Source organism: Victivallis sp. (assembly GCF_048170485.1).
GTDB lineage: Bacteria > Verrucomicrobiota > Lentisphaeria > Victivallales > Victivallaceae > Victivallis.
On sequence record NZ_DBEXAY010000159.1, the window covers coordinates 1 to 9,420 of the forward strand.

6 protein-coding genes and 1 pseudogene are annotated in these 9,420 nt (G+C 60.9%); 6 read left to right on the forward strand and 1 reads right to left on the reverse strand.

The annotated features are described in order from the left end of the window. Nucleotides 1-83: 83 nt before the first annotated feature. Both ACMLHG_RS08220 and ACMLHG_RS08225 read left to right on the forward strand, forming a co-directional pair. The gene (locus ACMLHG_RS08220) at nucleotides 84-1,112 is read left to right on the forward strand and encodes a LacI family DNA-binding transcriptional regulator (protein ID WP_417170194.1); all 1,029 of its coding nucleotides are present in this window, start codon (nucleotides 84-86) and stop codon (nucleotides 1,110-1,112) included. 7 nt (nucleotides 1,113-1,119) lie between these two features. Further along, the gene (locus tag ACMLHG_RS08225) at nucleotides 1,120-3,531 is read left to right on the forward strand and encodes a CehA/McbA family metallohydrolase (RefSeq protein WP_417170195.1); all 2,412 of its coding nucleotides are present in this window, start codon (nucleotides 1,120-1,122) and stop codon (nucleotides 3,529-3,531) included. 17 nt (nucleotides 3,532-3,548) lie between these two features. On the opposite strand, the gene ACMLHG_RS08230 is transcribed toward ACMLHG_RS08225, so the two are convergent. Beyond that, nucleotides 3,549-4,418 (reverse strand): helix-turn-helix domain-containing protein, encoded by an 870-nt coding sequence (locus ACMLHG_RS08230; protein ID WP_295811912.1) that lies wholly within the window; start codon nucleotides 4,416-4,418, stop codon nucleotides 3,549-3,551. Between the two features lie 105 nt (nucleotides 4,419-4,523). Here ACMLHG_RS08230 and ACMLHG_RS08235 point away from each other — a divergent pair, with 105 nt between their 5' ends. The 4 genes and pseudogenes from ACMLHG_RS08235 to ACMLHG_RS08250 form a co-directional block, all read left to right on the forward strand. Then, the gene (locus ACMLHG_RS08235; protein ID WP_417170196.1) at nucleotides 4,524-6,278 is read left to right on the forward strand and encodes a hypothetical protein; all 1,755 of its coding nucleotides are present in this window, start codon (nucleotides 4,524-4,526) and stop codon (nucleotides 6,276-6,278) included. Between the two features lie 9 nt (nucleotides 6,279-6,287). Further along, entirely contained in the window at nucleotides 6,288-7,058 is a 771-nt protein-coding gene (locus ACMLHG_RS08240; RefSeq protein WP_294434494.1) for a type II secretion system protein, read from the forward strand. 14 nt (nucleotides 7,059-7,072) lie between these two features. Further along, a complete protein-coding gene (locus ACMLHG_RS08245) occupies nucleotides 7,073-8,938 on the forward strand; it encodes a glycosyl hydrolase (protein ID WP_417170197.1) in 1,866 nt (621 codons plus the stop codon). A 178-nt stretch (nucleotides 8,939-9,116) separates the two neighbouring features. After that, nucleotides 9,117-9,420, forward strand: a pseudogene (locus ACMLHG_RS08250) (carboxypeptidase M32); the annotation flags it as partial.

Here is a 9,420-nt window from a genome sequence, read left to right on the forward strand (position 1 = left end):
TAAATGTGAAATATTTTTCATATCAGCTCTTGAATTTCACGTTCCTGTGATGTATACTGAAAGCAGACAGAACGGGAGCGAAAATGAATCGGAAGATCACAGTCAGAGAAATTGCGGAACACTGCGGCGTCAGTATGGCGACCGTTTCGCGGGCGATCAACGGGAACTCCTATGTGAGTCCGGAGCTGCGGAAGAAGATCCGGGAATATCTGGAAGATATCGGCTGGGAGCCGCGTAATCTGCCGGGGACGAGGCAGAACGGGCTGGAGCCGGAGGTGGCTGTCATCGCCAGTCTGGAGCTGCTGGACCATCCGGAGAGCGCCCGTGAGTTGAAGCTTCTGGTGAGCGAGCTCTACCTTGCCGGATTCCGGCCGGTTCTCCGGCTCGGGCACCGTTCGGAGTCGTTGCGGCGCTGTCTGGAAACCCGGCCGGACCTGGTGGTGCTGAACGGGTTCAGCGACCGTCTGTACGAGGATGTGAAACGTCTGCAGGAAACTGGAGTCCGTGTGGTCGGGTTCGGAGAGGCCCATGCCGCTCCCTGTCCGCTGGTGATGAGCGATCATTTTGCCGCGGGGCGTGAGGCGGCGGAAACGCTGCGGAAGCACGGGGCGCGGCGAATCGCTCTTTTCGCCATGATGGGGGCGCAGCCCCATCCGGAGGATCTGGGGAAGATCTATTCCCGTTCGGCGAAGATCATCCGGGGTATCCGGGAGGTGTTTCCCGAGTTTGATCCGGCGGCGGACGCGGTGAGCGACTGTTTCGGCGATCTGACCGAATTCAAACGGATGCTTTCCTCCGGATGCTATGACGGCTGGGTGCTTGGGGACGCCCGGCGGCTGGAGGAGATGGTTGCGCAGGCGGGGGAATTTCAGGTGATGGAGAGCCGGGTGGTGCTTTTGCAGACGCATGCGTTGTCTCCGGTCCCTTCGATCTGCCTCAAGGTGCTGGCGGAGAACGAACTTGCCCGGATTCGGAAGCTGCTTGAACTGATTCAAAGACCCGTCGGAAACGCGGAGCGGAGCGTGAGCGTCCCATACCTTGGAACCCGCTGCGGCGGAAGGCGAAGAATGAAAGGAAATTCGGATTCTGACCCCGGAAAACTTGAGGGTTGAGGGGAAAATGGAAGAAACTCCAGTAGCTTTCGCGCTGATCGGCGATCCGCAGTACGCGGACCGGGAATCCTGCGGAGAACGCAACTACCGGTCCGGGCACCGCCTCCACCGGGAGACGGTGCGGCGATTGAACGGCATCCGCGATCTCGATTTCGTGGTGAGTCTCGGCGATCTGGGCGACGGCTTCTCGCGGGAGGAGATCCCGCTGATGCTGGAGAACCTTCGACTCTCCACCGTGCCGGTCCGCCACGTGGTCGGGAATCACGATTATGTGCAGTACTCCGAGTCGGAACTGCTGAACCTATTCGGGCTCAACAGCATGTCCTATGATTTCTCCGTCGGGAAGGTGCGGTTCATCGTCCTCAACGGACTGGATGTGAGCCGTTTTTCGCCGCCCGGCTCGGTGCGCCGCCGGCTCGCCGCCAAATTCCGTGCCGCCCATCCGTGGCTTGATCTGCGGGAATGGGATGGCATGTTGTCGCCGGATTCAAAAGCGTATCTCAAAGAGAAGCTCGAGGCGAGTCGGGATGCCGGCGAGCTCGCCGTGATCTTCTGCCACGTGCCGCTCTGGCTCGACGCCAGCGGCGAAAACGCGCGTATGTGGGATCATCAGGAGCTGCTCGAACTTCTCGACGGTTTCGACCATGTCCGTGGCTGGTTCTCCGGCCACTATCACCCCGGCGGCATCGCACTGCGCAACGGCGTGCTGCACAAGACGGTGCGTGCAATCTGCAATGCGGCAACCCCGACCGCGACCGTCGTCCGGATTTATCCGGACCGGATCGAACTGGAGGGGATCGGGGAAGAGCGGAATTTCATCTTCCGTTTTCAGGCAAGTTCCGCCTGCATCCGCGGATTTGCTCCCCCCGGCAGCATCGTCATGGCGGATACCGGCGAACTGGCGGAAACCGCGCCGGACGGCACGTTCGCCCTGACCGTCGTTGCCCCGGGAATCTATTCGCTGAAGGCGGTGGCCGAGGGAAAAAGGGATACGTTTGTCCCGAATCTCCGCGCGCCGGCCGACGGCGTCGTGATCGCGATGGAGGAGGCGCCGGACCGGCATCTTGTCCGGGGGGAGTGTTCCGGACCGGCGACGCTCAAGATCACCGATTCCGGAACGCCGGTCCGCTGGTTCGATCTCGCCGGAACTCCGTTCGGCGGGGCGGAGGTCTCCCGGCCGGTATGGCATGAAAAATCCACGAGTTTCTGGACACGCGGATCTTACGCGTTTTCCGCCGCAGGGCGCCCGGAGGTGCGGGAGGAGCCGTACTGGCCCGAATTGCGGGAACGGGGGTGGTTCAAAGGGGACTTTCATGCGCATCTCATCCACGGGGAGAACATCTATCAAGGGAATCTGCCGCTCTTCGCGTTCGCGGCCCGGGCGGAGCATTACGACTGGCTCTGGTGTTCCTCCCGGTTCGCCAACGACGGCGATGTCACCGATTACAAGCGCCTTGCGGAGCGATTGTCCGACGACCGCTTTCTGCTGCGGCTCAATGCCGAGTTCCCGAAAAACTGGCGTGGCCACGTCGGCAATGTCGGCGTGGAACCAATCACGCTGTTGACGGATACCGAAGGCGTGACGAATTTTGAACTGGCGCGGCGATACATCACTTCGCACGGCGGCGTGGCCATACCGGTTCACCCGCTTTACAACGACGTGATTCGCGAGGAGGATGGCCGCCGATACTCTTGGATGACCGGGAAAGAGGTCTTTCTCTGGCTTCTCTGCGCGCCGGAGATGATGCCCTGTCTGGATCTTTTCTACAACGCCGACACGCCGGGCGCATCGGAATTCTGGTATATGCTGCTGAATCTCGGCTACCGGATCGGTTGCTGCGCGACCAGCGATTCCGCCTTCGACGTCGGCCGGACGCCCGGCGACGGGCGCGGCGCGACCTTCGTCCGGATGGAGGCGCTGACGGAGGCGGCACTTCGGAAGGGGCTGCGCGAGCGGCGGACGGTCACCACCTGGGATGGGGCGGTGGTTTTGCTCGAGATCGACGGCCGGACCAGCGGCGATATACTTGTGCCTGACGGCACCCGGCGCCGGGTGCTGCTCACAGTGTACGACCGGCCGGGGAAAGCGATCGACTTGAAATTGATCCGCAACGGGCTCTGCGTTACCACCTTTTCCGGAACGCTCCCCGCGACCGGAACGCTTGTGTTCGAGCAGGAAATCATCGAGCGGGAACTCTGCTGGTATCTGGCCGAGTTGCGGGAAGCGGGAGTTCCGGAGCGGATCCGGTCTGCGGCGTCGCCGATCTATTTCCGCGACGGGCGGTTCCGCGAACCCGAGGTGCTGGCCGCTCCCGCCCGTTTCAGCCGGGAGTTTCTGGACTGGATGAAATTTCTCACCATCGACGAGCTGACCCGTGTTGCCACGCTGGAGCGCTTCCGGAAGTTTCTCTCCCGCTGAGCCGGCGAATCTCCGTCTCACGCGTCGCCGCGGTGGCGCCACTCCCCCGGACGGAAGCCGATCACCCGCAGGAATTCCTGGGAGAAATAGAACTCGTTGCAATATCCGAGCTGATAGGCGATCTCCTTGAGGGACAGCTGGTCTTGATTCAGGAGATATTTCGCCTGTTCCATCCGGCAGGCGATCCGGTATTCGCGGGGCGTGCAGCCGAACTTTTTCTTGAAGTTCCGGCTCATCACCACCGGATTCAGATGAAATTCCGCAGCGAGGGAGGTGATGGAAACAGGAAGATCCAGATTGCTCTCCAACCGTTCGCGGATCAAGTTCAAGTACCCGTAAGCCGGAGGGGTGCCGCCGACCAGCAGCGAGAGGGCGCAGAGCAGAGAATAGGTTTCACCCATCAGCAGCGACAATGCCTCCCCGCTCGTCTCGCCGATTCTGGCGGAGATCAACCGGAACTTCTCCTCGAACAGGGCTGCTCCTTCCGGCGAGTCAAGGCAGAGCGGCCGGGTGAGATTGAGCGTCTCCAGAATGGAGAGAAGATTGATTCCCTTGATCTCCAGCACCTTTTTCTGGTAGAAATTCCCCCGGCGTGACTGAAACCGGTAATGGACGCCCGGAGGAAGCAGAAGAAGTTTTCCGGGTTTCAGCAGGATCTGTTCCGTCTCCACCTCAAACGCGAGCTGCCCGCGGGAGAGCGAGACCAGAAGCAGGTAGGGGCAGTTGCTTTCTTCGAAGGAGAACGGAGAGCGCCGGCGGCTCTCCTCCGTGGCATGGGGGTAGATCGGCCAGCTCCGGTTCCGCCCGCCTTTCCAGTGCAGAAGGGTGTGCAGCTCCAGCTCACGGTACTCGCCGGACATGTGGCGAATGTTTCTGCGAATCGTCATTTTTCCATATTTTTTCAGTTGTTTTTCCATATAATTTATCACGGGAAATTCTTGTTTCAAGTGCTTTTTTGTGGTATAATTTTTACTGCAAAAACGGAGGAACAGATGCGCACAATCATGGAATTTGCAACGAGAAGCCCGGCGGTTCTGCCGCCGATCGGGAATGGGGAACTCTCCCTGCAGATCGATCCGGAGGGCGCCATGTCGCCGGAGTTCGGATTGAAAAGCATCTGCCCTGTCAGCAACTGGCAGGGCATGGTTCCGGGAATCCGCCGTGCGGGATGGCGTTGGGGGGGAGATCACCGTGCGGGGAGGGAACTGTTCCCGTTCGGCTTTTTCACGCAGGAGCTGCCCGGCCGGGGCGAGCCGAGTCGCCGCAGACTGACGTTCGATACCGACCTTGCGGAGGTGGTGAGCGAGATTTCGTGGGCGGATGGTACGGTATTGACGACCGAGATCTTCTGCCATGCGACGGAAAATCTGGTGGCGATTCGCAAGCGCGCCTCGGCCCCTGTGCCGTTCTGTTTCCATCACCATCCGGAACATCGGCGGCTCACGATGAAACCGCGGAAACCCGGCTTGTGGGATTGCATTTACGATCTGGATGAAATCCGGGAGGAACCTTTCGCGCTGTTCGCTTGCGGCCCCGGCTTCACGCCGGAGGAGAACGGACTGCTCTGGCGTGGAACGTTGACCGGGTGCGTCTGGATTCTGGCGTGGGGAGAGGCCGCCATCCGGAAAGCCGGGAACCTCTCTTTCGAGGAACTTCGCCGGGAACACCGTGCCGTCTGGGCTGCCTTCTACAAGCGCAGTACACCGCCACTGCTTCCGACGCGGATGAAACGCAGTTACGATATGGCGCTCTACCATTTGAAGATCTCCACCACGCGCTGGAGTGTGCCGACCGGTCTCTTCGATTCACACTGGCACGGCCGGTTTTTCGCATTCGACGAGCTCTTCATTCTGCGGGGGCTGCTCCGTGCGGGATGCTTCGAGGAGGCGCGCAGAATTCCGGCCTTCCGCATCGCCACCTTCGAACGGGCGAGGCAGCGGGAGTGCAAGGATGCGCGGGGCGACGGCAGCTGCTTTTATCCGCTCGAGACTCTGGAAGACGGAAGTGAGGGCGCTCCGGCTGGATTCTGGCTTGACCATGTCTTCCACAACGCCAATGTCGCGCTCTGCATTGCGGAATATGCAAAGTGTTCCGGCGACATGCGGATTCTGGAACAGGGCGGGAAAGAGGTCATCCGCTCCTGCGCCCTCTTCTTTGAACGACACATGCTCTACGAATGCGGAGGCCGGACGATCCTCGGCAGCTGTACCGATATGGAGCGGCTCGGGGAACACCGGCGCAACGCCTTCATGACCACCTGCGCTGCGATTGCGCTCTTCCGGATTGCCGCCGAATTCGCCGGTTCTCCCGCCGACGCCGGGCGCTATCGCGACCTGGCGCAACGTCTGGAAGCAGGCCTCCCGGTGGAGAACGGGCGTTTCGTCGCCTATCCCGGCGGGCCGGCGGCCTCCATCGGACTGCTGGGCGGATTCTACCCCTACGCGGTGCTTTCGCCGCAAAATGAGCTGGCGCAGGCGGCGCTGGATTCCTTCATCGCTTCCGAACGGCAGGTCGGCAACATGTACGATACCGGCAACTCCGTCTGCGCCTGGTACCGTCTCTGGAAGTGCATGGCCTGCCTCTATGCCGGACGGCGGGAAACGGCGGAGAATGAACTGGATCTTCTCCTTTCGGAAACCGGTTCCTGGGGAGAGTTGTTTGAAATTTACGAAAAATCCATGCGTCCCTTTTTCGCCACTGCGGAAGGTATTTTTCTCTCTCTGCTTCATCAACTTTACAAGCCGTAAGGAGACCGTATGAGAAAATTCACTTTAATCGAACTTCTTATCACGATTGCGATCATTTCCATTCTTGCCGCGCTTCTGCTGCCGGCGCTGAATTCCGCCCGGGACCGGGCGCGCACCATCCGCTGTGTCTCCAACAAGAAGCAGTTCATGCAGGGGCAGATCCATTACAGCGACGACTACAACGGCCGGATGGTTCACACTGCGCAGCTCGACGGTGCCACGCGCCGCTTCAACCGGATCCTGACCGGCAGCCGGATCGCCGTCACGCATCCGCTGAAGCCCTATTTGCCGTGGAGTGTCATGGTCTGCACCATGCTTCCGGATATTCCGACCGTGGAGGACATCAACTGGAAGGCGCAGGGAACCGGCAACAACATGGAGATCGCCGGCACCGTCGGCATGTGGTGGGATTACAAAGATACGGAACTGGAAAAAACTCTTGAGAAAACCGGCGACATCTTTGAGAGCGATCGCGGTTCCGCCGACTGGATTACCCGTTACTGCATGATCCTGCCGGGCAAGGCCCGGGCTCCCTCCTCCACCTATATTGTGGGGGATTCCGGACTCAACAACGCCAATTACGGACGGGACGCGGGCTGTTACATCATGGAACCGACCCGTACGACCGAGCGGCCCACGCTCCGGATGATCCACCAGGGCATGACGACCGTGGGCTTCCTCGACGGACACGCCGGAGCGTATTCGCCGCATCAGCTTCGTGAGACCGCGACCGGGTTGAACTCCTATTACAATCAAAATCTCAACTGGATTAAATTCTGAAAGGAAATCTGTTCATGCAACCGTTTCGAATCCTGTTCTATCTGGCTGTGCTCGGCGCCTCTTTTTGCCTCCCCGCGGCGGAGTCGCCGCACGGCGTCTGCGCCCATCTCTGCCGGGGAGAGTTCGCCGATGCCGAGGAGGAGTTCGGCATCTTTCGCGATCTGGGGCTGGGGGCGGTCCGGGTCTCCATCCCCTGGAAAATTGTCGAGCCGCGGCAGGGGGAGTGGGACTTCCGGATTCCGGACCGGGTGTTTGAGCTGGCCGAACCATCCGGGGTCGAAATCCTCCTCTCTCTCGGTTGTGACCAGACTCCGGCTTGGGGAACTCCGGTTTCCCGGCATCAGGAGGCATTTCTTTCCTTTCTCCGGCAGTGCGCCGAACGCTACGGCCGGAAGGTCCGTCACATCGAAATTTTCAACGAACCGAACCTGCTGCGGTTCTGGCAGGAGCCGCCGAATCCGGAAGCCTACGCGGAACTGCTCAAAAAGGCGGCGGCAGTGGTGCGCCGTTCTGCTCCCAACGTGAAGATTGTCTACGGCGGACTGGACGGCGCCGACGCGCGCTATCTGGAGGCCACCCTGAAATCCGGTGTGGCAGACAGCTTTGATATCATGAACATCCATCCGTATCAATGGTATCATTTCCCGGAAAGCAAACTGGCGTTCGAAATCGGGCGGATCCGCCGGACGATGGAGCGGTACGGTATCGGCGAAAGACCGCTCTGGATTACCGAGATCGGACTTTCCACCGGACGCAGCCGGAATTCCGGCTATGCGGCAAAGGCGATCGCCGCGGCGCTGGGGGCGCTTGGAATTTCGCCGGAGCGGCGGATTGCGGTCATCGTCGACCCCGACGCGAATTATTACACCGACTCCCCCCGGATTCGTACGGAAGAGATGATTCCCGGGTACCGGAACCGGAGAGCGATTGCGTTGCGGGAGCTGCCCAAGCTGGAGGTCCGCGATTGTCCCGCGCTTCTGCTCTGTGCGGACGGGGCATTCCCGGTCGCACAGGTTCCTGCGCTGCTGGATTACTGCCGCCGCGGCGGGACGCTGATCTTTCCTTTCGGTCTCCCGCTCTATTACGACCACACTCCTGATGGCGGAAGAACCCAGATCAACGACCGATTTATGAAGAAGTTCCACATCGGGTGGAGCAGCTGGTGGCTCCGCGGCTCTGCGGCGCCGAAGACGGTCGACCGATATGAAGATGCCGAGGGGTTTCCCGGGCTCGGGGCCAATCCATTCGGGCTTCAAGTGTTCTTTCACGATGGAAATCTGGAGCCGGGGGATCGTTTCCTGCCGCTGTTGTGGGGATGCCGGGGAACGTTCCGCGGAGCGGTCGGTGGAATCTACCGCCTGAACAGCTCGCTCAAAGGCAACATCATCGTACTGGGGAACGTCACCGCCAGCGATACGGTTTCGGAAACGCTTCAGGCGCAGCTTCTCCCGCGGACCTTCCTGATCGCCATGGGCGCGGGAGTCAAACGTCTCTTTCACTACTGCTTTCGTGACGGAGCCATGCATCTCTGGCGGGAAGCCTATTTCGGGTTGATGAACCGGCAGAACCAACCCAAACCGGCGGGAATCGCCTGCCGGACCTTGACCAGACAGTTCCCGGCCGGATCGACCATGCCGGTCGTCCGGCGGCACGGTGCCGTTTACACAGCGGCCTGGACGCGGCCGGACGGCGGCCGCACCGTCGCGGTCTGGAGCGTTTCCGACGAAGTGCCGGTCGAGGCGCGGGTAACCGGGAAATCTTCTGCCGTCGTCGATTACCTCGGGCGGGAGCGGGCGGAGAATCCCGCCGGCTTCCGCGCCGGTCCCGGAATCCTCTATTTCGTCGGAGACTCGAATTTTTCGCTGGAGCCGGTTCGCTGACCGGGATAAGAGGGAGGGCGGCGGCGGCGGGATGGTTCGTTGCCGCTCTCTTCGTGTCGAATTTTTCGCAGGCAGATGGTTCCGTCGCGTAAGAGAGGCGGAACTCCGGCTTGTGACTTGACTTTTTCGAATCCGGCGTTACGTTTCCTGAAAACATCAGTGCAATGCCGGAGGAAATATGAACGATTTTGACAAGTTGCGGAAACTGACCGGGGAGGTGGCCGATCTCGCCGCCGCCTTTGCCGTCCTGGAGTGGGATCAGCAGGTGTATATGCCCCCGGGCGCCGCCGCCGACCGCGCCTGCCAGATGGAGACGCTCGCCGGGGAACTTCACCGCCGCATCACCGCTCCCGTCGTCGGGCGGCTGCTCGACCGGATCGACCCGGAATCGTATCCGGAGGATTCCTTCGAACGCGCCTTCCTGCGGAAAACCAGACGCCGCTTCGAACGGGAACGCAAGGTCCCGGCCCGGCTCGCGTCGG